Annotated in this window: 23 protein-coding genes; 13 read left to right on the top strand and 10 right to left on the bottom strand. The window is 35.4% G+C overall.

The annotated features are described in order from the left end of the window. Positions 1–2 precede the first annotated feature (2 nt). Positions 3–584 (bottom strand): RNA polymerase sigma factor, encoded by a 582-nt coding sequence (locus EMTOL_RS10155; RefSeq protein WP_015029193.1) that lies wholly within the window; start codon positions 582–584, stop codon positions 3–5. A 154-nt stretch (positions 585–738) separates the two neighbouring features. Between EMTOL_RS10155 and EMTOL_RS10160 the strand changes: the two genes are divergently transcribed. Then, positions 739–1,245 carry a DUF421 domain-containing protein gene (locus tag EMTOL_RS10160; protein ID WP_015029194.1) on the top strand — a complete coding sequence of 169 codons (507 nt, stop codon included), beginning with the start codon at positions 739–741 and terminating at the stop codon, positions 1,243–1,245. Positions 1,246–1,247: 2 nt separating this feature from the next. Here the strand turns inward: EMTOL_RS10160 and EMTOL_RS10165 are convergent, their stop codons facing one another. Further along, positions 1,248–1,772, bottom strand: a complete 525-nt coding sequence (locus EMTOL_RS10165) for a DUF7935 family protein (protein WP_015029195.1) — start codon at positions 1,770–1,772, stop codon at positions 1,248–1,250. A gap of 133 nt (positions 1,773–1,905) precedes the next feature. Here EMTOL_RS10165 and EMTOL_RS10170 point away from each other — a divergent pair, with 133 nt between their 5' ends. The 8 genes from EMTOL_RS10170 to EMTOL_RS10205 all read left to right on the top strand — a co-directional run bounded on the left by EMTOL_RS10170 (position 1,906) and on the right by EMTOL_RS10205 (position 11,690). Beyond that, positions 1,906–2,184 carry a HesB/IscA family protein gene (locus EMTOL_RS10170; RefSeq protein WP_015029196.1) on the top strand — a complete coding sequence of 93 codons (279 nt, stop codon included), beginning with the start codon at positions 1,906–1,908 and terminating at the stop codon, positions 2,182–2,184. Positions 2,185–2,252: 68 nt separating this feature from the next. Next, the gene (locus EMTOL_RS10175; protein ID WP_041693512.1) at positions 2,253–5,960 is read left to right on the top strand and encodes a sensor histidine kinase; all 3,708 of its coding nucleotides are present in this window, start codon (positions 2,253–2,255) and stop codon (positions 5,958–5,960) included. Positions 5,961–6,039: 79 nt separating this feature from the next. Beyond that, positions 6,040–6,693 carry a nicotinamide riboside transporter PnuC gene (gene pnuC, locus EMTOL_RS10180; protein ID WP_015029198.1) on the top strand — a complete coding sequence of 218 codons (654 nt, stop codon included), beginning with the start codon at positions 6,040–6,042 and terminating at the stop codon, positions 6,691–6,693. 86 nt (positions 6,694–6,779) lie between these two features. Beyond that, a complete protein-coding gene (locus EMTOL_RS10185; RefSeq protein ID WP_015029199.1) occupies positions 6,780–8,057 on the top strand; it encodes a sugar isomerase in 1,278 nt (425 codons plus the stop codon). Positions 8,058–8,182: 125 nt separating this feature from the next. Continuing rightward, entirely contained in the window at positions 8,183–8,923 is a 741-nt protein-coding gene (locus tag EMTOL_RS10190; protein ID WP_015029200.1) for a (Fe-S)-binding protein, read from the top strand. Continuing rightward, on the top strand, positions 8,920–10,305 hold the full coding sequence (locus EMTOL_RS10195; RefSeq protein ID WP_015029201.1) for a lactate utilization protein B: 1,386 nt from the start codon (positions 8,920–8,922) through the stop codon (positions 10,303–10,305). Before EMTOL_RS10190 ends, EMTOL_RS10195 begins: the two co-directional genes overlap by 4 nt. Then, the gene (locus tag EMTOL_RS10200) at positions 10,302–10,865 is read left to right on the top strand and encodes a LutC/YkgG family protein (protein ID WP_015029202.1); all 564 of its coding nucleotides are present in this window, start codon (positions 10,302–10,304) and stop codon (positions 10,863–10,865) included. The genes EMTOL_RS10195 and EMTOL_RS10200 overlap by 4 nt, the downstream gene beginning before the upstream one ends. Before the next feature lie 150 nt (positions 10,866–11,015). Beyond that, positions 11,016–11,690, top strand: coding sequence for a hypothetical protein (locus EMTOL_RS10205; RefSeq protein WP_305953216.1), 675 nt, complete (start codon positions 11,016–11,018; stop codon positions 11,688–11,690). A 5-nt stretch (positions 11,691–11,695) separates the two neighbouring features. On the opposite strand, the gene EMTOL_RS10210 is transcribed toward EMTOL_RS10205, so the two are convergent. The 6 genes from EMTOL_RS10210 to EMTOL_RS10235 all read right to left on the bottom strand — a co-directional run bounded on the left by EMTOL_RS10210 (position 11,696) and on the right by EMTOL_RS10235 (position 15,997). After that, positions 11,696–12,388 (bottom strand): LytR/AlgR family response regulator transcription factor, encoded by a 693-nt coding sequence (locus EMTOL_RS10210; protein ID WP_015029204.1) that lies wholly within the window; start codon positions 12,386–12,388, stop codon positions 11,696–11,698. A gap of 15 nt (positions 12,389–12,403) precedes the next feature. Beyond that, positions 12,404–13,552 (bottom strand): sensor histidine kinase, encoded by a 1,149-nt coding sequence (locus EMTOL_RS21780; protein WP_015029205.1) that lies wholly within the window; start codon positions 13,550–13,552, stop codon positions 12,404–12,406. A gap of 59 nt (positions 13,553–13,611) precedes the next feature. Beyond that, positions 13,612–13,977 carry a hypothetical protein gene (locus EMTOL_RS10220; RefSeq protein ID WP_015029206.1) on the bottom strand — a complete coding sequence of 122 codons (366 nt, stop codon included), beginning with the start codon at positions 13,975–13,977 and terminating at the stop codon, positions 13,612–13,614. A 20-nt stretch (positions 13,978–13,997) separates the two neighbouring features. Next, on the bottom strand, positions 13,998–14,501 hold the full coding sequence (locus EMTOL_RS10225) for a hypothetical protein (protein WP_015029207.1): 504 nt from the start codon (positions 14,499–14,501) through the stop codon (positions 13,998–14,000). Positions 14,502–14,748: 247 nt separating this feature from the next. Further along, the gene (locus tag EMTOL_RS10230; protein WP_015029209.1) at positions 14,749–15,579 is read right to left on the bottom strand and encodes a hypothetical protein; all 831 of its coding nucleotides are present in this window, start codon (positions 15,577–15,579) and stop codon (positions 14,749–14,751) included. A gap of 127 nt (positions 15,580–15,706) precedes the next feature. After that, the gene (locus tag EMTOL_RS10235; protein ID WP_041693513.1) at positions 15,707–15,997 is read right to left on the bottom strand and encodes a hypothetical protein; all 291 of its coding nucleotides are present in this window, start codon (positions 15,995–15,997) and stop codon (positions 15,707–15,709) included. A 373-nt stretch (positions 15,998–16,370) separates the two neighbouring features. On the opposite strand from EMTOL_RS10235, the gene EMTOL_RS10240 reads away from it, so the two are divergent. The 3 genes from EMTOL_RS10240 (at position 16,371) to EMTOL_RS10250 (ending at position 21,298) form a co-directional block, all read left to right on the top strand. Then, on the top strand, positions 16,371–18,464 hold the full coding sequence (locus EMTOL_RS10240) for a BatA domain-containing protein (protein ID WP_015029210.1): 2,094 nt from the start codon (positions 16,371–16,373) through the stop codon (positions 18,462–18,464). Positions 18,465–18,572: 108 nt separating this feature from the next. Further along, a complete protein-coding gene (locus EMTOL_RS10245) occupies positions 18,573–19,433 on the top strand; it encodes a TolB family protein (RefSeq protein WP_015029211.1) in 861 nt (286 codons plus the stop codon). Between the two features lie 26 nt (positions 19,434–19,459). Continuing rightward, on the top strand, positions 19,460–21,298 hold the full coding sequence (locus tag EMTOL_RS10250) for an FAD-dependent oxidoreductase (protein WP_015029212.1): 1,839 nt from the start codon (positions 19,460–19,462) through the stop codon (positions 21,296–21,298). Positions 21,299–21,366: 68 nt separating this feature from the next. Here EMTOL_RS10250 and EMTOL_RS10255 read toward each other — a convergent pair whose 3' ends face one another. After that, complete coding sequence (locus tag EMTOL_RS10255; RefSeq protein WP_015029213.1) at positions 21,367–23,187, bottom strand: hypothetical protein; 1,821 nt, start codon at positions 23,185–23,187, stop codon at positions 21,367–21,369. 293 nt (positions 23,188–23,480) lie between these two features. Here EMTOL_RS10255 and EMTOL_RS10260 point away from each other — a divergent pair, with 293 nt between their 5' ends. Beyond that, positions 23,481–24,980 (top strand): hypothetical protein, encoded by a 1,500-nt coding sequence (locus tag EMTOL_RS10260; RefSeq protein ID WP_015029214.1) that lies wholly within the window; start codon positions 23,481–23,483, stop codon positions 24,978–24,980. Positions 24,981–25,036: 56 nt separating this feature from the next. On the opposite strand, the gene EMTOL_RS10265 is transcribed toward EMTOL_RS10260, so the two are convergent. Next, positions 25,037–26,083: a 2-oxoacid:ferredoxin oxidoreductase subunit beta gene (locus EMTOL_RS10265; protein ID WP_015029215.1), complete on the bottom strand. Its 1,047-nt coding sequence runs from the start codon at positions 26,081–26,083 to the stop codon at positions 25,037–25,039. Between the last annotated feature and the right edge of the window lie 3 nt (positions 26,084–26,086).

The raw sequence follows: 26,086 nt of genomic DNA on the forward strand, positions 1-26,086 counted from the left end.
GGTTAATTAGTTTTGAAGTTTGAGCTTGGTAAGGCTCTTTCTTCAATTAAAATCATTTTCCTTAAGGCTTCACGAGCTCTTGAAAGATTTGATTTTGAGGTACCCACTGAGATTCCGAGTTGATTACTAATTTCTTCATGCGAAAAACCGTCAATCACATATAAATTAAATACAACTCTGTATCCCGATGGTAGTCGTTTTACGAGTTCAATAATTTCTTCGTGATTGAGCTGGCTTAGAGGGCTGCTATCATTAGAAGAAACTTCATAAGCTTCTTCAAGGTTTTCGTGGAAATAGTGTTTCTGCTGGCTTCGATAAAAGTCTAAAGCAGTATTAACGATGATTCGTCTAAACCACGCTTTGAAAGGGAACTTTGAATTGTATTGGTCGCCTTTGGTAAAAATTTTTAAGAAACCATCATTAACAATCTCTAAAGCTTCATCTCGGCTTTGAGTGTACCGCATGCATACGCCCATAGCAAACCCATAGAACTGCCGATAAAGCTTTTCTTGACTTTTTCGGTCACCTCTTACACTTTTATGGAGGAGTTCTTCAGGTGTTTCGTTTGGCTGATTATTCGCCATGGAGTTATTACGTACTTTAGGGCTAAATGGTTGCGTAATATGGTTTAATATCTATCAATATTAATCAAAAAACCTTAGCTATGCAATATTACAATACTATTTAGGCTTGATTTACAGTTGAACTAAGCTATATTTGATTGAATAATATAATACAATGACGCAATATTTTGATTTAATGCTGCGAGCGGCGGCAGTATATGTATTTATCGTGGTAGCTATTAGGCTGTTTGGTAAGAAAGAACTTTCTCAGCTTTCGGTAGTAGATTTGGTGTTTATCTTGTTGATTAGCAATTCAGTACAGAATGCTATGGTTGGGCCAGATACATCACTTATTGGGGGAATTATTGCTTCTGCGACTTTATTTTTAATTAATTTTTTTCTCAAAAAACTTATTTTTTATTTCAAACCCATTGAAAAAATCATAGAAGGTGAGCCGATTATGCTTATTTATGAAGGAAAAATTCAGTGGGAAAATGTAAAAAATGCGGGTTTTACTATGCAGGAGTTAGATACTGCCGTGCGTGAACACGGCGTTGATAGCATAAGTAAAGTTAATTTAGCCATGCTTGAAACTGATGGCAATATTAGTGTTTTATCTGAAAATTTTAAAGCAAAAACCCGCAAGAAAAGAGTTCATAAAACATTGGGTGATATACAGTAAACTCATATAAATAATTTTTGAGCTTCTTCTTTTAGTATTCTGAGGGCATCAGCAGTAGGCTGTTGACTATTGGTTAGTATAATTTCAAAAATTTTCTTGGATAGATTAATTGCTGGAGCATCGGGAGAAACTTCCGATGCGGCGGTATTAATGAGAGCAATGGTATCGTTCATGGCAAGTCTAATTTTTTCCCAAGTATCGTGTGAAATATATAATTGTTGAGCGATATTATGGTTAAACTCATCACGAATTTCTTTAAGCAAAAGTCTCTGATAATCAATAGATTGGATTTCTATACTACCTATTCTAAGTAGAAGATTATTTGGCGAAATTCGTTCTAAAAAGAGAATCATGCGTTCGAAGGCTTGTAAGCGAATAGGCATGATTATCTCAATATTTTTTTGCTTAATATCCAATTCTTTGATTTCAAATTGTTTTTGAAGAAACGTTTGAATCGTTAGGTACATGCCATATAAAACAGCAGCGGCAGGAATTAATATTTTTAGTAATTCGATGATTGATTGCATTGTTTTTACTTAGTTCTTCTACAAAAGTAAAATAACGAAGCGGGGAGGCAAAATCTTATGCGAAACTTTTATAAAGAAAGGTTTTTAGTTTAAAGCCAACTCTTCGCTTTATATTTGTACAAATATTTTATTTATGGTAAATTTTTCGGAAATAGCGAGAGAAGAAATCTTAAAAACACTGAGTTCTCCACAAATACCCGAAGGCTACGCATTGCGTGTAGGTTTAAAAGGAGGAGCATGTTCCGCCACGTATCTTTTAGGGCTTGACAAGGCCACTGAAAATGATGAATTATACACCGTAGATGGGGTTAAAGTACTGATAGATAAACGCCATTTAATGTATTTGATTGGTCTGAGAATAGATTATGCCGAAACGGAATCGGGTATGGGTTTTACTATTGAGAAAGTATAAGCGAAGGATTTTTGCTTTTGGCATGATTTTCGTTTCGAGAGATTAGTATTAATATACATTGTCAGGTTTTGGAGTTTCTTAAAAAGCATATTTTCTTAATTCTTTCTGTAATTTTGTTTGGAGGAGCGGCATTAAACTTTCTTTTCTTTGAGAAAGATGCCCCTGGTGCTTCTGAGCAACATTATATCTCTTCCATTAAAAGTAGAGTAAAATCGAAGATATTGGTCTCAAAAAATGAGCTAGTCAATATTGCTACAAATTACCAAAAGTCTCCAAGTAATGGTTTTTTTACCCTCGAATCGGGTTCGGTATATCCTTATTTTATTTTTCGTAATGGTCAGCTCGTTTATTGGTCAGACCACCGCTACGTACCCAACTATCAACAGCTAAGAAAAGGTCAGCAAACCTTACTTTTAAATGCTGAAAACGGAAAGTATATCAGTAATTCTGTTGCCTTTAGATTGAATGGTGCTCAAATCGAGATTTTTTCTTTAATCAATCTTTATCGAAAATTTCGTAATGAAAATGATTATTTAACCAATGGGTATAATCATGATATTTTCCTAACAGAACCGAAAGAAATAACACCTATTCCAAGCAGTAATAGCTTATATAATATTGTTGATGAAACTGGTAAATATTTGTTTACCATAATACCTCCGCAAGTTGAAAAACTCAATGCTCCGAATATTCCAACCAATACGCTAATTCTCATAGGAATAAGTATTTTCTTGTTTGGGATTTACATAATTATCTGGATTACCCGCCTAAGAGCCAAGCATCAATTTGGTAGAACTTTTGTTTTATTGGCTTTTTACTTGTTTTTTGTACGTTTGGTAATGTTGGCTAATAGTATTCCTTTTATTTTCTATGAGTCGAGTTTGTTTAATCCTAAGTTTTTGGCTATTAATGAGTTAGCTCCTTCTTTGGGCGATATGCTGCTTAATACTTGGGTAGTGTTTATATTGGTAGTTTACTTGGTGCAGAGTTTTTATCGTTCTTCTCTCTACTATAAACTCTTTAAGGCACCCAAAATTTTGCAAGAAGTAGTTTCTATACTGCTGGTTGTGTTATCAATCTTACTTACATTTGTTTGCTACCGAAACCTTTGCAATATCTATGAGCGTTCGCAATTTAGTTTAGACCTTGCCTTGAGCATATCTTTTTCATCGCTCAAAATAGCCACCTTGTTTTTTTATCTTCTATTATCGGTTATTTTCTTTCTAACCATTCATCTATTTAGTAGTCTTTTTTTACGCTTTAATAAAAACACAATACAAGGAATAATTAAATGGTTTATTGGACTTGTGCTTGGACTTCTATTGGTGACGATAATCGATGATTTTAGATGGATTTATGTGCTAATAGGTGTTTATTTTTTATTAGTTTATCTGTATCGCTATCCAAGGTTTTTATATAGTTTCAAGTATAAAACAACCATTTACTTCTTTACAGGGGCTTTTGTTTTTGCTTTAATTGCCATGTACGTAATAAGGGCTGAAGAGCAGAAAAAAGATTATTTTGATAAACAAAACTTTGGACAAAAATATCTAGCTGAAAATGATTTATTAGGAGAAGGTTTGCTTACAAGAGTGATTCAGACTGTGGCACAAGATACGGCTATTAGAAAAGCCCTTTCAAGACAAATTTTGGCTCGTGAGCAAACACAGCAACTAGTAAAAAGTAAACATCTTGATTTATATTTCGACCGCTACGATACTGAAGTTTTGGCTTTTGATAAAAATGGTAATTCATTGGATATTACTGAAGGAGCTAAAAACTTATCTTATTATCAAGAAACCTACCAAAAAGCTTCCTATCATACGGGTAATCCTGCTGTGTTTTTTATCAATGATGTGGGCAATAATTTTATTAAGCAATATTTAGTTTTTATTCCAATCCCAGAGTCTGGTTCGGTGGTGCTTGACCTAAAACTTCGTGATGAGTTTGCTAAAAGTGTTTATCCCGAGTTATTGTTGGATAAAAAATTCACTCAAACCCCCGATACAAAAAATTATAGCTATGCTATTTTCGATAGGGGGAATCATCTGATTTTTAGTTCGGGCAGTTATAACTATATTCGGAAACTTCCTGTAAGTATTCTTGCCGACTCAGTGCTTTACGAAAAAGGGATTGAGCTAAATGGCTACAATCATGTGGGGAAAATTGGACAGAATGGTAGAAAAATTGTCATTTCGGCAAGGTATCAGGCTTGGGAAAACCTTTTTGCAAATTTCTCATTCTTGTTTCTACTTTCAGTACTTTTTATCATTATAGTCATGATAAGCTATGCTGTTCGTTATGGTTGGAAAAACTTGAATGTAAACTTTGCTACTAAAATCCAACTATATATCAATGCAGCCTTTTTGCTTCCACTATTACTCGTAATTATGATTACACTGAGTGTGATTGATAATACTTTTATTAGTAATCAAGAAAAAGCCTACCTCGATAACACTAAGAATATTACTTCAACAGTACAACTTCAGCTTGAAGGTTTCTTAGAAAATCGCATGAGTAGGGCATTTTTAGAACAAGAAATAAATGATTTAGCCCGAGATACAAAGTTGGATATTAACTTCTATAATCTAAATGGAAGATTAGATTTAACGACTCGACCTTTAGTGTATGAGTATGGACTTCTATCGAATTTTATTAATCCAGATGCTTACAGAAGAATTATCGAAGAAAAAGAGAATGAAGTTCTTTTAACAGAATCTTTGGGAAGTTTGAATTATAAAACGGTATATATGAGTATCAAAGGGCATGATAGTAAGCCAATTGGTGTAATAGGTATTCCATTTTTCGATGCTAAACCAACCCTCGACCGTCAAGTGACCGATGTGGTAGCGTCAATTCTCAGCGTTTTTGCGTGGTTGTTTTTAATTTTATTGATTTTGTCTTATTTCGCCTCTAATATTCTTACGAATCCATTGCGTTTGGTTGCTCAAAAACTCAAACGAACTTCACTTGATAAACTCAATGACCGATTAGAATGGAATTCTGATGACGAAATTGGTATCTTGATGCGTGAATACAATAAGATGTTGAAAAAGTTGGAAGAAAGTAAAGTAGCTCTTTCAATGAGTGAAAAACAAACAGCTTGGCGTGAAATGGCCAAACAAGTTGCTCACGAAATTAAGAATCCGCTTACACCAATGAAATTATCAATCCAGCAATTACAACGTACGATGGTGGTTGATAATCCGAAAACCAAAGAACGAATCGCTCGTGCCTTAAACTCGCTTACGGAGCAAATTGATAATATTAGCGAAATTGCCAACTCGTTTTCTGAATTTGCTAAAATGCCTGTGCCAAGAAACGAAGTTTTCGACCTCGTTCCGTTGATTCAAAAATCGGCCGATTTATACGCCGAAGACGAACGCATTTCTCTCAATGCCTATATTAAAGAAAAAGAAGCTTGGGTATTAGGCGACCGCCAGTTTATGAGTCGTGTAATTACAAATTTGATTATCAATGGTATTCAGTCGGTTCCGAAAGAACGTAGAGCTATCATTAATCTTCGTCTTTACAGAAACGAAGATGATAATATTGCCATTATGGAGATTCAAGATAATGGTTCTGGGATTCCGGAAAATATCCGTCAGAGGGTATTTATTCCTAACTTTACCACAAAAGTTGGCGGCTCTGGTTTGGGGCTCGCTATGGCTCGTAGGGGTGTAGAACACGCTGGTGGAAATATTTGGTTCGAGACCGAAACAGATAAAGGAACAACATTCTTTATTGACTTACCACTAGCTAATAAGCCTTCATAAAAAACTTCACCCAATGAGGTATTAAGTTTTCCTAAATAAAGACTTTATTTGTAAAATATTCTCGGAAAATATAGTCTTTATGAATTTCTTCGATATTAATCATATCTTTTTTGAATTATGGGGAGTAAAAATGAGCTTCCTTGAATTTTATGCAACACTAACTGGACTTATTGCCGTTGTGTTATCTACGCAAGAAAATGTATGGAGCTGGATTATTGGTTTGATAAATGTAGCATTGGCTTTTGTGATGTTCTACCAGATTCAATTATATCCTGATATGTTTCTGCAAGTTTTCTTCTTTATTACTAACCTTATTGGTTTTTGGCAGTGGAAATTCCCTAAAGAAGAACACGTTAACCTTAAAAATGAGCTGAAAATTACACGTCTTTCAATGCAGCAGTTCTTTATCTATTCATTGGTTGGATTAGTTTGTACATTTTTATTGGGCACTTTTGCGAAGAACCTCAGTGATTGGTTGCCTCAATTATTTAGTAAGCCAAGTGCCTTTCCATACATGGATTCTTTCACAACAATTATGAGCATTTTTGCCACATTTTTACTAATCAGAAAAAAGGTAGAAACTTGGTGGATGTGGTTGGCTATTGATATTATTAGTACTTATATGTATTTTGTGAAGGAAGTAAAACTCTATGCTTTACTCTACGCAGCATTTTGTGTCATTGCACTGATAGGGGCAATAAATTGGACAAAAGAATACAGAAAAACGATTTGAGTAGTAGAGTACAGGAATGTTGTGGTATCTTTTACCCCTAAAATTGCTGACTAAAAATTATCAATCTATTTAATCTTTCATTAGAAATGCTTAGCAACGATATTATTCAAGCCCATAACGAGAAACTTCAAGCTGAACATCAGTTTAAATTAAGCTATTTAACGCAACTACTCGACCGCAAAGGTATTGATATTCAAACCATTATTGATAAGGTAAAAGATTTTCAAGTGGCTATTCCAAGCTGGGCCTTAGGTACTGGTGGAACGCGTTTTGGTAGATTCCCGAATGGTGGTGAACCACGTAATTTAGAGGAAAAAATTGAAGATGTGGGCTTGATTAATCAATTAAATCGCTCTTCAAATTCGATTTCTTTACACATTCCGTGGGATATTCCATCTGATGCAGCTGCGATTAAACAATTATTGAAAGCCAACGATTTAACTATTGACTCGGTTAATTCAAACACTTTCCAAGACCAAAAAGACCAAGCATATTCCTATAAATTTGGTTCGCTTTCTCATACGAAAAGCGAGGTTCGTAATTTGGCAATTGAGCATAATATTCAATGTGTAGAATACGGAAAAATGCTTGATTCTAAAGTGCTTACAGTTTGGTTAGCCGATGGTTCGAACTTCCCCGGACAATCTCACTTGAGAAATGCGTATCAGCGTACAAATGATTCATTAGCAAGTATTTACAAAGCAATGCCAGAAGATTGGACAATGCTTATTGAATATAAACCTTACGAACCTCATTTCTATTCGATGGTCATTCCTGATTGGGGGACATCATATTCACTTTGTCAAAGTGTAGGGAAAAATGCTCAAGTTTTAGTAGATTTGGGTCACCATTTGCCAAACACAAACATCGAACAAATCGTTGGACGTTTAATGCACTTTGGTCGCTTAGGTGGTTTCCATTTTAATGGTTCAATGTACGGTGATGATGACCTCACAACGGGTAGCATCAAGCCCTACCAATTCTTTTTGATTTTCAATGAATTAGTTGATGGTATGCAAGATGCTAGCGTGAAAAATCCTCCATTAGCTTGGATGATTGATGCGAGCCATAATACAAAAGACCCAATTGAAGATTTGTTGCAGTCTGTGAATGCAATTCTAACAACTTACGCCAAAGCACTTTTAGTTGATAGAATCGCTTTAGCAGATGCCCAAGAGAATAATGATGTCTTGCGAGCAGAAGAACTATTGAGAGATTGTTTCGTGACTGATGTAAGAGCATTGGTAGCAGAGGCGAGTCATCAAGCAGGTGGAGCACTCGACCCAATTGCAACTTTCAGAGGAGCTAAAGTGAGAAGCGGATTAGTTGATAAAAGAGGATTTAGCGTGGCTACGGGGCTATAAAAAAACTTAGAAGCTATTGTGCGGAGTTAATATATCGCACGGTAGTATTATAATAAATAATAGAAAAGCGTTCAGGAGAACACACAATGCCCGTGCAAAGTCACAGCAAACTGTACTTTAAAAATATGAAAGTAGCCTTATTTATACCTTGTTATATCGACCAATTTTATCCGAATGTGGGTGTTGCGACCTTGCAATTATTGGAGAAATTAGGCGTTGAAGTGGTTTTCCCGATGCAACAAACTTGTTGCGGACAACCAATGGCTAATAGTGGTTGTGAACAAGATGCGAAAGGCGTATATAACCATTTTGTTGATACTTTCGCCGATTTCGACTACGTCGTTACACCTTCGGGTAGCTGTACGTATCATATTAAAAAGCATTATGATATCATAGAGCAAACACCCGCAGTACAAAAGGTTAGAAAATCAGTGTATGAATTAGTCGATTTCATTGAAAATGTACTAAAAATAGAAGAAATACCCGTTGAGTTTCCGCACAAAGTAGGTTTGCATTTGAGTTGCCATGGCCAACGTGGACTTCGGCAGGCTAATGCTTCCGAAATTACGGGCGTGCGTGATGGTCAAATTTCAAAATTACTACGAAAACTCAAAGGAATCGAACTTACTGAGCTTGAACGTAATGATGAATGTTGTGGCTTCGGTGGCACTTTCTGTGTAGCTGAAGAAGCCGTTTCGGCTCGTATGGGTAATGACCGCATAGCTGACCACCTACGTAATGGTACGAAAGTTCTCACTGGCGGAGACGTATCATGCTTAATGCACCTTCAAGGAATCGTAAAACGCCAACAAGCACCTATAAAAGTAATGCACATTGCCGAAATTCTGAACGGAAATCAGCCATGAACCACCCAAAATTAGCAGAACAGTTCAACTACGACTTTGAACGTACAACTTGGCATGACGAAACCCTTTGGTTTGTACGTCAGAAACGCGATAAAGCCATTTATCCAATTCCCGAATTTCAAGAACTTCGTTCGTTGGCTTCTTCTATAAAAGACCATACGTTAAGTAATTTGGATAATTATTTAATAGAATTTGAGCAAAATGCCAATAAAAATGGCGTGCAAGTGCATTGGGCTGCCGATGCCGCTGAGCATAATCAGATTGTATTAGATATCATCAAGAAGTCAGCAAAAGTTGAGGGAAGAAATATTCGTATGGTTAAAAGCAAATCAATGCTTACCGAAGAATGTCATTTGAACCCTTTTCTACAAAAAAATAATATTGATGTAGTGGATACCGACTTAGGAGAACGCATCGTACAATTTCGCGATGAACCTCCAAGTCATATTGTTATGCCAGCCATTCACTTAAAAAAAGAAGATGTGGGTGATACTTTTCACGAATATTTAGGTACAAAAAAAGGCGAAAAAGACCCGCAAGTACTTACTGAAGCTGCTCGTCAGCACCTCCGTGAAAAATTTGTGGCGGCTGATATTGCACTTACAGGTGTAAACTTTGCTATTGCCGAAACTGGTAGTTTTGTTGTGTGCACCAATGAAGGCAATGCCGACTTAGGCGTTAATTTAGCTCCCGTACACATTGCTTGTATGGGCATAGAAAAACTCATTCCCAAATTAGAGCATCTTTCAGTTTTTACTCGACTTTTAGCTCGTAGTGCTACTGGTCAGCCAGTTACTACTTATACCTCGCATTTTACGAAAGCGGCTGAAGGCAAAGAACTTCACATTGTGATTGTTGATAATGGACGTACCCAACAATTAGGACGTGCTGATTTTAGAAATTCTTTGAAATGTATTCGTTGTGGAGCATGTATGAATACTTGCCCTGTGTATCGCCGAAGTGGTGGGCATAGCTATGATTTTACAGTACCCGGACCAATTGGGTCGATACTTTCTCCTAATATTGATTTACATAAATATAGTAGTTTGCCGTTTGCAAGTACACTTTGTGGTTCTTGTTCAGATGTTTGTCCAGTAAAAATTGATATTCACGTTCAATTATATAAATGGCGACAAATTGTAGGTAAAGAAAATGAACTTTCAAGCACTAAAAAGTGGGGTATGAAAGGCCTTGCAAGAATGTTAGAAATGCCCAAAGTTTATGATTTAGGAGGAAAACTTGCACGTGGAGCATTGCGTGTATTACCGCATAGTCTTACTCATAACAAGGCTATAAATCCTTGGGCAAAAGCACGCGAACTGCCTGATGCTCCAAAACAAAGTTTTAAAGAGTGGTATGAAGAAAACCGTAAAAATTCATGAGTAGCAGAGATAGAATTTTAGGCAGTATCGCCACCAATAAGCCTCAGTTGGTTGAACTGCCAGAAGTCCCCGTATTTGAAGGAGATGGAAGTATCGAACGCTTCAAAACCGTTTTAGAGGGAATTGGGGGAAAAGTAGTTGAGGTAGCTGGAAAAGAGGCTATACAAGGCGTTATAGATGAATATTATAGCGATTTAAAAAATGTGGCATCAATACTTGTGAGTGCGAATATTGCGGTTGATGAAAACACGCCTAAAAACACATTAGAGCAAGTTGATTTAGCGGTTATACAAGGTGAAGTAGGTGTGGCCGAAAATGGTACTATTTGGGTTCCTTCAACCAACATGCTCAATCGAGCATTGCCATTTATTACTCAACATTTGGTTTTAGTGCTTGATAAGAAAAATATAGTTGCCAATATGCATGGAGCTTATAAGCAAATTGGCGGTGTTGGTAGCTATGGTGTATTTATTGCTGGGCCTTCAAAAACCGCTGATATTGAGCAGTCATTAGTCATTGGAGCACACGGTGCAAGAAGTATGATGGCTGTGATTTATTGAAATGATACCGATTAAAAAGATTAACATCATTAATATCAATAATTAGTAATTTTAATGCAACATTCTTGAAAATTCATATAGATTTGTGTATCAATCAATATGGCTTTATGAATGAGTAAAAGGTTTACGGCCTTATTTTTTTCACTGCTGGTGATAGTTAACCTATACTTTACTGTAAAGGTTGAGCCGCATGAACTAAAAACACAAGTAGATAAATTATTGGCTTTGTTTCTCTTTCAGTTCGATTACTTCTTATTGTTTGTCTATATTTTTTCTAAATTACTTCGAAATTTTCACAAATCTCTCTTAGTTCTTGCTGCTTGCTATGCTTGTCTTTTCATTCTTGGAATGGCCTCATTCTATATTACTGATGAAAAACAGTTTGATATTGTTTACTCATATTCGCAGCCAATACTTAGGCTACTTTTAATAATAGTTTTCTATTGGATGGGATTGAGGTTCTATTTTTTAAGAGATAAAGTAAGTCTTACTTTTTATGCGATTGCCATGGTTGAAGGCTTTTATTTACTTTTTCTATTAAATAGGTATCCACGAGCGTTAATGTATTCTTTCAATATCTATTGGCTGGTAGTTTTATTGTTTTTTGTTATTGGAATTCAAGTAAGAATAAATTTTAAAAATAGAAGGTTATTATTTCTAATAGGTATATTATTTACTTTCACTGCTGATTTATACTACATATTACCTCCCGAAGAACGTGTTTTTGAGTTTACTTACATCATCATTCGATTAATTAACACCATTGGTGAATTTTTAATTGTCAACCACGTTTTGCGTTACTATAATTCTATTTTCAAAAAGTGATTTTGCTATTTTACCATCCAGATTCGCTTCAAGATTTCCATTAATTCTTCTCGATAATTAGCAGCAATAGGCACAGGGTCATTTCCAACCCAAACCTGATGACGCTCAATCTTTTTTACGTGGTTAAGGTTAATAATATAAGATTTATGGACACGGAAGAAATCAGATTTCGGTAACATCTCAATGGCTTCAGTCATTGTCATTCGAGTAACTGTTTTCTTATCAGATTCTTTAAAAGTGAGATAATTTCCCTCAGATTCAACAAAATGTAAATCATCAATGCTTACACGAACTAAATCGTATCCATCTTTTACAAATAAATAGGGTACTTTGGGCGTTTCATCGTTGGTATTTTCATAAGCTTTTTGACAAGCTTTCATGAATCGACTAAAATCAATGGGTTTCAATAGATAATCAAGAGCATTGAGGTTAAAAGCATCAACAGCATACTGCGAATAAGCAGTGGTGAAAATAACTGAAGTATCTTGTGGAAGTAACTGCGAAAAATCAAGGCCTGTTACATCAGGCATATTAATATCCAAAAATACTAAGTCGATTGGACTTTCTTTTAAATAAGTCAAAGCTTCAGTTGCACTAACAAAAGTCTCTTTCAAATCAAGGAAAGTAACTTTCTTGGCGTGGGCTTTAATTACTTCCAGAGCCATTGGCTCATCATCTATGGCAATTGCTTTGAGCATTTTATGAATATGATGTTATATTAAATTTACGTCTAAGACTACTTCAAATACATTATTATCATTCGAAATCTTTAAATGATGACGTTGAGGATAATTAAGTATCAAACGGCGGCGAGTATTTTCTAAACCTGTTGAAGTGCCAATTTCTAATTTATCTACTTGTTTGATAATACTATTTCTGCAAGAAAAATGGAGTTGCTGATTTTCAATTTTAAACGAAATATCAATAAAACTTTCTTGGTTAATACTGATTCCAAATTTAAAGGCATTTTCTATGTATGGAATCACCAGTAAAGGTGCAATTTGGGTGGGTTGTTCGTCGAAATCAATATCAATTTTAATCTTGATATTCTCTCTTTTCGGAATACGCATTTTGTTTAATTCTATAAAATCATACAAAAATTGCACTTCTTTATCTGCTGTAATTCGCTCGTTTTTTGTGCCTTCAACTACATGTCTCATAATACTCGAAAGCTGCTGAATTCCTTCGGCGGTTTTGGGACTTTCTTCAACAATGGCGGTGCCATAAAGATTATTGAGTACATTAAACAAAAAGTGTGGGTTTATTTGTGCTTTCAATGCCGAAAGCTCGACTTTTGTTTTTTGAATGGCCAATTCTCGAATCCTTTTGTGCGATTCTGATACATACTGTATAACTGAATATATCACCGAAAAGCCAATCCATACATTGGTAATAAATGAATGTAAGCCAAGTGGTTCGGATTTTACTCCAAAAGAGCTAAGCAAAACAATGAAAATAAAAAAGTAAAAGAAAATAAGTACCACAAAATAGAAGAACTTCCCTTTCCTTCCTTCGTCAACAAACAGATTTTTGAATAAGAATTGATAGTTGAATTCGGCGATTAGTATTGAACTCCCAATAAGACTAAAAAGAAAACTTTGTGAACGTATCAAGGTGGCACCTAGATAGCCTAATTGGTACCATGAAGAATAATTCTTATTATAATTTTTGTTTTGTTTAAACTTTAGAAAAGTATCTATAAGCTCAGAAAAAGGCTGTTTATAAGTAAAATACCATAGGGTATGAGCAATCGAAAGAGCCGTTAGGATACTCAAGATAATAAGCCAATGCCTTTTAAAGAAAGGAATTAAAACTTCTTTCCAGTAGGCTTTATCTAATAAGTTTCCAAACAAAAAATTCATTATGTATTTAATTAGTTCGATGCTTAAATTTAGTGTTTTCTCCCAATTCTTGCACTTATTTATTTTTTAATTCTACGAAATTTAAAGTAAATCCACCAAGTTATGATGGCAGTAAATGTAAAAATAGAGGCCATGAAAGAATCATTCTTTTGGCTGGTGTAGTCAAACCATTTAATGCCCGCTAATAGTAGCCAAATGCCTCCAGAACACAAAAGTGCAGTAGAATTTCTTTCGATATTTTCTTTATCTACACCAAAGTTACCAATGGTAATAATAGAACTGATGATTAAAGAAACACAGAAAATATCGATACCGCTAAAACCAATGACTGGGTTGACATAATTGATAATGAATATAAAAGAGGTAGTTGCAGCAAGTGTAATAACAAAAAAAATGATTTTATCTTCTTTAGTAGTTGTTTCCATTTCCTGAAATGAATTAATTATTATACTAATATTACAAGGGTATCCGACGAAGCATTATCTTCTGCTATCGGTTTGAAAATATACCAGCAAATGGCTAATAGATAGTGCTTTATGGGGTTTTGAATAAGAGCTTCACCAAATGATAATACTGTTTCTGTCATACTTTTTTTACTTACTTTTAAGCCGCATGAAAGGATACAATCATCCTCATTTTTAGTAAAAAAGATGATTTCTGCCAATGGATTATTTCTGATTCTAAATTTTATTTTCTGTCCTTTCACTTCCAATGTGCTTAACGAACTATACCATTTGTCAGTAGAAGTTCGGGCGATGATAACTTCGTTTTCTTTGATGATAGTATTGGTTGTCCAAATGTTTTCTTGTTCAATCGTAAAAGACTCAGAAATACTTTGACAAGTAGCTTTTGTTCCTTTCATCGCATAATCAAAGTGCATTTTAAGTAGCACCTCGTCATTGTGCTTCAATTCGTAATTTGTTTCGGATTTATCCTTCAACCATTTCATAAGTGTTTTATTAGTTTAAATGAATTATTGGTTTGTGTTTGCTGGAAAGAAACAACATTGAAAGAAACCACTACTGACACTATGAAGAAGTAAAGTTTTGTTTTCATAAATGTAGGCGAAAAACGCTGTTTCTGATACTTTGTTTCTGTTTGACCGATTCAAAAGTATAAGAATGTAAAATGCTATGAAAACAGATGTGATGAACTGTAAAAAGTATGTGATGAAATCTTTGAATGGTGTGAATACTCTACAAGAATTCGATATTCCTTTCGCTATCGTTTTTTTGCCAAATAATCTCTAAAGTATGTTTTTTGATTAAGTATAAACCACCTAAGATGGATATAATAGCGATTAAAAGTCCCATGTAATAGACCGATTCATTGCCAATTAGATATAAACGAATATAGTTTTTGGTTGGCACGTCATGATTTATCTTATACTTAAAAATATCTTCTAATACCGAAAAACTCAGGGTCATGAGTAGTGGTAGCTGAAAAGCGGCTGTTCGGTAATAAATATAAAACATGATGAGGGTTTGAATAAATAAGCCAATAACAGCTTGTGGCACAACCATTACGATACTGACGGCTGCTACGGTGAAAATAACCTGTTTGAAAAGGTAGTTGGTAAGCAAACCATGCCCAATAACACCAATTTGCAAAGTTGTGAACATTAAAGCCGAAATGGCACCTAAGATAAAACTTGGCCCTAAATTCTGTATGTTTTTACTTTCTACTTCATTAAAAGGTAAAAAATCAACCACAATTGGGTGTATATAAGCCCACGCAAAGGCAATAACCAAAGAAATTACATAAACGATAGGTGAAACTCTTTGAAAAGCAGGTAATTGTTTTTTGTTTATGAAAAAACCAATCAGTGACGAAATTAGAAGAATCAAAATAAGGAGACCAAATACCCAGTCGTTGATAACTTGTTCGATATTTTTATTTTGAAGAGCTGCTAATGCTCCGAATATTCCCGCTCCAAGAAAAAAAACGATAATACACGTCACCATCATCATCCAGGCTTTGGCAATTGTCATGCCTGTCTTTTTTTGTAAAAATTGCCAATCTTCCATAAATAATAACGATAAGTTATAGGTAATAGGTTTTTTTGTGTGATTTATGCCAAAGTTAAAATAAGTAGCTATAGAAAACAAAAAGCCCCTTACTAAAATGTAAGGGACTGTGTAGGTTTAGTAGAATTTATAAAAGTTTATTAAGAAATGCTATTAGATGAATGCTACCCAAAAAACTCCACAAAATAACGACCATTTTGTGCAGCGATTCTTTGTAATTATGTGGTTTGGTTAGCTTAGTTTGTATCAAACTAAAATGAAAGGTGAGGGTAAGCATCCATTCGAATATGCTTTTTGTTAGGTAATAAAATGCTCCTTCATATTGCATTATAAATTGTAAGTAAAGGTGGCTTCCGAAGAAGAATAGCATTAAAATACCCGCAATATTTTGATATATTTTAAGTGTTTTGAGTTTCATTATTCAAATGTGAGTATAAATCACTCAGGTATTTTATTCTCAATGGTTTAGTTGAACTTTTATTAAAAGTAATAGCTTTTTGCGTTTTCACGATTTAAAAATATGCCTACCTAAGAAATTCACAAAGTAGATGTGATGAACTTTGGAAGCTATGTGACCAATGAATGAAAGTTTGGGATTTGCTTTGGCATAATAATTGGCATTTATTTGTGTAAGAAAACAAAAATTACTTTAAAAACTGACTTTTGTTTAAAAGTATTTTCAGCGTTTTACGTTAAAAAAAATAGTACTTTTATAAAACTAATTAGTAATAATTTAAAACCGTTGACTGTCGTGTAAAACGCTGCTCACGCTCAACTGTTGACTATAAAATATGCAATTTCTTTTTCCGTCTTTTTTGTGGGGTTTGTTGGCTCTTTCGGTGCCAGTGATTATTCATCTATTTAACTTTCGCCGTACTAAGCGTGTTTTCTTTACGAACGTGGCTTTTCTCAAAGCTGTTGAAACTCAAACCAGTTCTTTCAGAAGGGTAAAACAATATCTGATTTTAGCTTCGCGTATACTCTTTCTTTTATTTTTGGTTTTAGCTTTTGCTCAGCCATTTTTGCCAGCTAAAAACGGAGCTGCTAATAGGAGTTCGGGTTTAGGAGTAAATAGCCTGTACCTCGATAATTCGTTGAGTATGCAAAATACCACCGAAAACAAAAGGTATTTAGACTTGGCAGTTACGAAAATAGATGAATTACTTACTTTGTTTCGTCAATCGCCTAATATTCAGTTAATTACTAATGATTTTTCTGGTGAAGACCAAGCTGTTACCAATACTACCAAAGTAAAAGACCGCCTTACTTCGGTTGATTTTTCATCGAATCCACGTACGCTTGAAAGTGTGTATAAACGCCAGTATAATTTAGCTCAAAAACATAATTCGAGTGCCAATAATCAGTTTTTTTGGTTCTCTGATTTTCAAAAAAGTACTGCAGGCGATTTACGTAAACTCAAAACAGATACACTCAACAAGCTATTTTTAGTGCCTGTACAAGGCAAGAAAAACCAAAACGTTTTTACGGATTCGGTTTGGTTGGCTTCGCCATTTATTCGAGAAATGCAGAATAATGTACTTTATGTAAAAGTTTATAATTCGGGAAGTGAAGAAGTAGAAAAACTACCTGTAAAACTCTTTATTGATAATGCACAAGCCTCTACAGCTTCGGTTAATATTGCACCTAATGGTTCTGCTACTGCAACTTTCAATTTTACTGTAAAAGATAAAGGGTTTCATAGAGGTAAGGTTTCGTTTGATGACCAACCTATTACTTTCGATAATGATTATTATTTTGTGCTAAATGCTTCACCCAAAATTCAGATTTTACACCTTTATCAAGAACGAAGTTCGGCTGATTATATAGGGAAAGTGTTTGATAACGATAGCCTTTTTGCTTATCGAGCTTATAATGCTACTAATGTTGATGTAGGGCAATTTAAAAGTGCAAATTTAATTGTAATGGAAGGTGTGGAGCAGCTTTCTGAAATATTTAAAGCTAGTCTTGATGAATTTGTTAGAAATGGAGGGAATTTACTCGTTTTTCCATCTGAACGTCCAGATTTAGTTTCTTATAGTCAATTTTTAGGAGCATTCGGGATTCAAAGTTTTATGCTCAATAATCAACCTGTATTGCCTCAAAGTCAACAAGCTTTAGCTGAACCGAATCGTCAAAATCCTTTTTTTGCTGATGTTTTTGAGCGTACAACACTGCAAGGTGTAGTAAATACGCCCGTAATGCAAGCCGCATGGACTTGGAGTGGGGTTGGTGAAAAGATTCTAACATTTAAGAATATGCAGAATTTTATAACTTCCACTCGGGCATCACAGGGACGTATATACGTATGTGCATCGCCTTTAGAGAAAAGCTACGGAAATTTTGCAGAACATGCTTTTTTTGTGCCTACAATGTTTAAGATTGCTTCAATGAGTAGTAAACAAGAGCGTACCGCTTATAATTTCAGTGAAGGAAGCATTAATTTAGAATTACCAAACGCTAAGAAAAATGCAACTTATAAATTAAAAAATGTTTCTTCACCGAATAATAAAATAGAAATCATTCCGATTCAGCGAATTGTGGGTACGACCCTTACGCTTGAACTTCCAAAATCTTCAGAACTATCAGATAATCAGGTGCTTGAATCTGGATATTATGAGTTGCAATTAGATGGAAAAACTGAAAAGCTCTTGGCTCTAAATCACGATAATGAAGAATCGAGAATGGATTTTTATTCGCCAGAAGAATTAAGAAATTTCTTTGCTGGACAAAAAAACGTGACCATTTTTGATAATTTACTCGATGGGGATTTCGTGAAAACTTTCCAAGAAAATAATGTAGGCACGCCACTTTGGAAATATTGCGTAATGCTTGCTTTGGCATTCTTATTCATCGAAATTTTATTGATTCGATTTATGAAGGGGTGAGTTGAGTAAGCTAATTTCATTACCGTTGCTTTTAACCAACGGATGAGGAGTAAAATTTGTTTCTTAGCCTAATTCTCGGTATTTTCGCTAACCAACAAAACTACACCTATGAAGAAAATACTTGCCTTACTATTCATTTCAAATATTCTTTTGGCTCAAAACGGAACCGAAATTTTTTTGATGGATATTGCTGAATCAAACGGAACCATCACACTTTCAAATCCTAAGAATATTACTAATCGTAGAGGCTACGATAATCAACCTTTTTTTCATCCCACACTACCACTGCTCTATTATACGGCCATGCAAGATGGGCAGACCGATATTTGGTCGTATAATCTCAAAACTGGCGTTGGTTTACAGGTAACCAATACCATTGACTCAGAGTATTCTCCGACCGTTACACCCGACCAAAAGTATTTATCGTGCATTGTTCAGCGGAAATTAAATGGTGACCAAGACTTAGTAAAATACAATATTAAAAATTCTGCCGAAACGCAGATGATTTTTGAGTCGCAAAAGACGGGTAAAATCGGGTACCAAGCATGGTTAAATTCGAATGAACTCGTTACGTTTGTGTTAGGAACTCCACAAACGCTTCATTATCACAGTCTTATCACAAAAAAAGATACAATTGTTGCTCCCAATATTGGTCGTTCACTGCATCTGATTCCAAAACAAAAAGCCTTTAGCTTTGTACAGGAAATAGATAAGAAATGGCTAATTCGGGCGTTTAATCCTCAAAAAAATACTATTTCTGATATTACAGAAAGTCACCCAGAGTCTGAGCATTACAATTGCTGGCTGTCGAGTAATAGTATCTTAGAAAGTAGAAATACTGATATTTTTAGTTATAATATCACAACTAAAGTGTGGAAAGCTGTTACTCTACCTGATATGCTTCCCAAGCGTAAAATCAGCCGAATGGCTGTAAAAGGGAATAAAATTGCTGTTGTGATGGAGGAATAGAATTAGCCTACTTACACACGTTCACCATGAAAACAAGACTACTTCTTATTTTTTGTTACTTTGTTATTCTTCAAATTAATGCCCAAATAATTCAAAATACGGGTGTTTTGATAATTGGAGGAAGCACATCAGGCACAATGGCGGGCATCCAATCGGCAAGAATGGGCGTAAAAACCATCATTGTGGAAGAAACGCCGTGGTTGGGTGGCATGCTAACTTCGGCGGGTGTTTCGGCCATTGATGGAAACCATCACATGCCTTCTGGTTTATGGGGCGAGTTTCGTGAACAAATCAGAAATTACTATGGTGGTGCTGATAAAATTTCTACGGGTTGGGTAAGTAATACGCTCTTTGAGCCATCGGTTGGACAGCAGGTTTTACGTAAAATGTGTGCTGCTGAAAAGAATCTTTCATTGATTTTCAATACTAAACTAATTGATATTAAGGAGGTTAATGGTGGATGGCAAGTAAAACTTTCCAATGGGAAAATTATCCAAACGAAAGTTATAATTGATGCTACCGAACTGGGTGATGTAGCTGCAAAAGTTGGAATCAAATATGATTTAGGCATGGATGCCCAAGCAACTTACCATGAACGAATAGCTCCCGAAAAGGCAAATAATGTAATTCAAGACCTTACTTACACAGCAATTTTGAAAGATTATGGAATTAATGTCGATAAAACTTTACCCAAACCCGCTAATTATTCGGCTTCAGAGTTTAATTGTGCTTGTAAAGAGTTTTGTAATAATCCAGCCGCAAAAAGGCAAAATCCATGTGCCAGTTTGATGACTTATGCTAAACTGCCCAATGGTAAAGTATTAATCAATTGGCCAATTAGTGGTAATGATTATTACGCAAATATGGTCGAAATGTCGGAAAATGAAAGGCAAGAAGCCATTAAAGCGGCTAAGGAAGTTACGCTCCGTTTTGTCTATTTTCTTCAAACAGAATTGGGTTTTAAAAATTTTGGTTTAGCCGATGATGAATATCCCACGACAGATAAATTACCTTTTATTCCTTATCACCGAGAAAGTCGACGGATTGATGGCTTGGTCAGAATGAATCTTAATCATATTGAAAACCCTTTCTCCCAAACACAACCTCTTTATCGAACTGGCATTGCAGTAGGTGATTATGCCATTGACCATCATCACGAGAAAAATCCAGCAGCACCCGACTTACATTTTGTGCCAGTTCCATCATTTAATATTCCTTTGGGAAGCTTGATTCCGAAACAAAAAGCTAATTTTATTGTGGCTGAAAAATCAATTTCGGTGAGTAATTTGGTAAATGGAGCCTCTCGTTTACAGCCAGTTGTGATGCAAATTGGTCAAGCTGCAGGGGCTTTGGCTGCATATAGTGTGATGAATAAAGTTTCGCCCGAAAAGGTTTCAGTAAGGGCAATTCAGAAAATATTATTGCAATCAAAAGTGTATTTAATGCCGTATTTCGATGTACCCCTCACGCACCCAAATTGGGAAGCGATTCAGCAAGTAGGAGCAACGGGCATTTTAAAGGGTGTAGGGCAATCTGTCAATTGGTCGAATAGAACTTGGTTTTATCCAGATTCTACTATTTCAATCAATGAATTTTTAAAAGGCTTAAAGGATTTTGAACCAAAATTCGAATATCATGGTATTTCAGAACAAAAAAGTATAAGTATGTCTTTTGCAGAATTTGAAGCGATTTTGAGTGATTTTAAACATTTCCTTATACAAAATAAAAATACCTTAGCTCGGGTAATTATTGAGCAAAATCTTAGTTTAGATAAGAAAAATAAGCCTATTTCTCGTAGCGAAATAGCAGTCAGATTAGCTGGATTAATAGAGAAAGAAGTTGATTTTGAAGGGGGATTTAGATAATTTAGAATCTGTACTAACGTGTGCAGGGTTTTAAACCCTGCACACGTTCAAAGTTAAACCAAAAGGTTTTACTTCACCGCAACCTCAAAAGGAAGCTGCAAATTACTTACCGTTTGCTCTAAATTGATTAATTCTTCTTTCATTTCTTCAATATAACGCTCGGTTTCATTTTTAAATGATGATACCAGTGATTTATAATAGTCGATTCCTGAAAGTAAATTTGTATGAAAAGCCTTAAGCGAACGTATTTGAGCTGCCGAAAGGCTTTCAACTTGTTTATTGATTTGGTTTTTGTAATAATCTACATATAAAACCAATTCATTGACAAACATATTTGGGCGTTTCAAAGAGTTTAAGATATTTGTTCGGCCATAGATGTGGTCAACCATTTGTTTCAGTGAAAAAACACCAGAGAAATAGGCCAAATTTGGGCCAGGGCAAATCGTTACGGCGGTAAGTTTATGGGCAGGACTAATATCGTGTTTTAATAATGCCGATACCCCCAAACCTTCACACAAACAATCTCTTTGTTCAAGAAACTTAATCTTCTCAGATTTATCAGCTTCGCTTATATCACTTGCCTTTATTTGTTTGATTTTAGCGTGTAAATATTCCCTAGAAGATTCACAAATAGGCTCTTTTGTAAACTCGGTATTGGTTGAAAGAAACTTTTTGTAGCAAGGACTTCCCGCACGATTTTTCTCAATACGTTTTAAACGTTGCTCTTCACCCGAAGTATGTTTGAAATTATTGAAAGGCACTCCAAGTGGCGAAGCGTTACTCAAGAAATAATCATTTTTTTGAGCATTTGCCATTTTTTGGAGCGTTTCATCATCAACATTGGTAGCTTCAGGTACTAATAAAAATGGACTCGCCCATCCTGTTCCATCAACATCATAGTACTCGAGTAAAAAATTATCTTCATTAGCAGTACCGATTCCCCCCTGAACGGTTATTTTCATCTTAGGTATTTCTTCAAATGCATTGAGACCTTTTGAGAGTAGGGCTTGATTACATACCTCTAAGATTTCGTTTTGTAAAGAGGTACGATTCTGCTTGAATTCTTCCATAATTGGGCCTAATAAAAGGCCATCAGTAGCAAATGCGTGACCACCACAGTTCAGACCAGATTCGATTCTGAATTCCGAAACCCAAAGACCTTTTTTTGCTAAAATCTTCCCTTGAGTAAGGGCCGAACGATAATCGCTTACTTTCAAGATTATTTTCTTTTTCAAGAAACCGTTTTCATCTGGGAAAAAGTCGTTAAAGGTATCAATATAGCCGTATAATCGAGGGTTATAACCAGCCGAAAAAACAATACTTGATGTCAGATTGCTTTGTGCATAACCACGAAAAGAAGAAAGTGCATCCGAATATTCTTTGGGTAACATTTCACCGTTTTCGTCGTAATGGGTTCTGTCAACTTTCGACATTACATTTACATCAATTGAACCCGCCACAATGGCATTACGAAGTTCGTCTTGTACTTGTTTTTTTACGGAGCTATCCTCCAATTGGAGCATGCCGATATAGGTCTGCTTGATTGGGGAAGAGTCTGGGAGGAGTTCGAAATACTTGGTAATTTCGGTGCCTTCTATAAATGGTTCTAAACGTAATTTTTCTACTTGCTTATTTATCAATCTGTCCAAAAGATTTAGGTATTCTGTAATTCTTTTGGCTCTGTAATCTTCCACTTTTTCGGTAATTGGCTCATAAACTTCATCGTTTTCTCGGCAGTGAAATTCTCTCATTTTTTCAATGAGTTCGTGTTCGATGATAGAAATTACCGAAGAAATGCCAAATCTAGCTACTTTTAATGGCGTATCAATCGTGAAACCCAAGCCCATTACGGGAATATGGAAGGTATGTGCAGGAAGTGTTTGTATCATTGCTTTTCAGAAAGTTTAACAAAGCAACGTAAAATCTGCTAATTGAAACATGACATTTGTCATGGATTATTTTTAATGGTTTAAGAGTAGTTTCGTGAAATGAGAATTTATGAGGAAATATAAAAAGGTAAATTCTGCAGGAATCACACATTTATGGAAGGAGTTTGATTACATATTTAATATACGATAGAAGACCGTATAATAAAATTTTATGCCGTTCAGTAAAATCTGATTAATAGGAGAAAACTTATTGCATAGATTTGGAAATATAAACAGTATAAACAATAAAGACCATGAAAAAATATTTCTTTATTTTCCTTATAATCTTTTCTTTTTTAGCAAAAGCACAATATCCGAATGATATTATTCATTCTGGAGCAACAGGAATTCGATCAAAATCTACCAGCACTTTCTCTCTTGTAGATATAGATGCTGCTAATGGAGATGCCGCTCTGCGTTTCGCCAAGGCAGGAGTTAATCAATGGAACACAAGGAATAGACCCGCTGATGATTATTATGAAATTTTTGAATTAGGCGGAGGTGGTAGTCGTTTTGTTATTCAAGACGGAACCGGGAATGTTGGTATTGGAGAAACAACATCACCTTCCTACCGATTGGATGTTTTACATGGTGGTGCAACTGGTATTCGTAATAGATCTTCATCTTCATTTTCAATAATTGATATTGATGGTGCTAATGGAGATGCAGCTTTACGTTTTGCCAAAGCTGGTGTTAATCAATGGAATATTCGTAATAATCCTGGTAATGATGATTTACAGTTCTTTGAATTAGGAGGTGGTGGTGGAGAGCGAATGGCTGTACAAAATTCAACTGGAAATTTATTAGTCGGTGGGATAGTAGAAGGAGGTAAAGTTTCAATAGGAAACTTTAATGCTACTAATAATACAACTACCTCTGTTTCTGGATTTACTGAAATTCATGGTTTAGATGTAAGAAGTTCAGCAACTGAAACCACAGGAAAAATAGGTGGATATTTTAGTGCAGATGGAAGTTCTAATTACAACCATTCAATCTTTACCGAAGCAGGAACAGCAGGTTCCACAAATTCGGGAATTAATGGTAGGGTAAATACTGCTCCTGCCGTTGGTTCATTATCAATGGGTATTCGTGGCAATGATGTAGTAGGAGCGTCTAATACCTATGCGGGTTATTTTATTGGTAAAGTTCATGTGAATGGTACGCTCACAACCACTGGTCCTAAACCTTTTACGATAGACCACCCTCTTGATCCAGAAAACAAAATTCTTCGACATTTTGCCATCGAAAGTCCAGATGTATTGAATATGTATAGTGGGAATATAACAACTGATGCCAATGGTAAGGCAATCGTAAAACTACCAGATTATTTTGAGTCAATAAACAAGGAGTTTCGCTATCAACTAACTGTAATTGGCACTTTTGCCCAGGCCATCGTTAGTGAAGAGATAAAGGAAAATGAATTTGTAATAGAAACAAGCAAGCCAAACGTAAAAGTAAGTTGGGAAGTAAAAGCAACGCGAAATGATGGCTATATGAAATTTGTTAATACGATGGTTTCTGAGGAGGAAAAACCTTCTTATGCTAAAGGTAAATACTTTATGCCAGAGGCCTACCAAAAACCAGTTTCAATGGGAGTTAATTATAATGAAAACGAAAAAGCTGATTTAAGCAAAGTTCGTAAAACTGAAAAGAAAAGCGTGTTAGAAGGTCCAAGTTCGATTGATGATATATCTACGCAAAAAGTGTTACTTAATAAAAGAGTGGTTGATGTGAAGCAATCAATAGATAATTAATTTAATTATGTACGAGTGTATTTATGTTTAATAAATACACTCGTACTGCTTATATTTTACCTCAAACTCTGATTCAAGGCTTCCAAGGCATCAACTCCTGGGCAAAGAGTGTCTTCTTTGAGTGTATTTAATGGAGTTTTAGTTGTCTGAAGCACATCGTGCAAAGCATTGGTATTTGGCTCAATGTAAATCAAACCTGTCAGGATTTCACCTTTTTCTTTAGATTTCTGAATCGCATTCATTGCCGAAAGTTTATCTTCTGGATTCCAGCCTTGATGCAATTTTTGTAAATGTAAGGCCGAGCCATCATGCAAAACAACGTCTTTGGCATCATCATAACTTGCGGTGATTTCTTCCATCACAGGTACAAAATCTACGGTTGAAGTGGCCTCGATGTGTTCACGTACGTAATCGTAAGATTTTGTTGAGCCTACGTTGTTGTTGAAAGTTACGCAAGGAGAAATGACATCAATCAATGCAAAGCCTGGATGAGCAATGGCAGCTTTGATTAATGGAATTAATTGCGTTTTATCGCCAGAGAAACTACGAGCTACAAATGTTGCCCCTAATTCAAGGCCTAAGCCTACTAAATCAATGGCATTGAACATGTTAGTTGAACCAGCTTTACTTTTAGAACCATTATCTGCTGTGGCAGAATCTTGTCCTTTTGTAAGGCCATAGCAACCATTATTCATGACAATGTAAACCATGTTTAGATTTCGACGAATGGCGTGAACGAATTGCCCCATACCAATGGAAGCAGAATCACCATCGCCCGAAACTCCGAAGTAAACTAAGTCACGGTTGGCCAAGTAAGCACCAGTAGCTACTGAAGGCATACGTCCGTGTACAGAGTTGAAACCGTGCGAATTTCCTAAGAAATAAGCAGGGGTTTTTGATGAACAACCAATTCCTGAAAGCTTAGCTATTCGGTGTGGTTCTACCGCCAACTCGAAGCAAGCTTGTACAATGGCTCCGCCGATTGAATCGTGTCCGCAACCAGCACAAAGGGTTGATAATGCTCCTTCGTAATCTTTTTTAGTGAAATTTATTTTATTCTTTGGCAAATCGGGATGCCTAAAGGTCGGACGAACGTATGTCATTGG

This window comes from Emticicia oligotrophica DSM 17448 (assembly GCF_000263195.1).
GTDB lineage: Bacteria > Bacteroidota > Bacteroidia > Cytophagales > Spirosomataceae > Emticicia > Emticicia oligotrophica.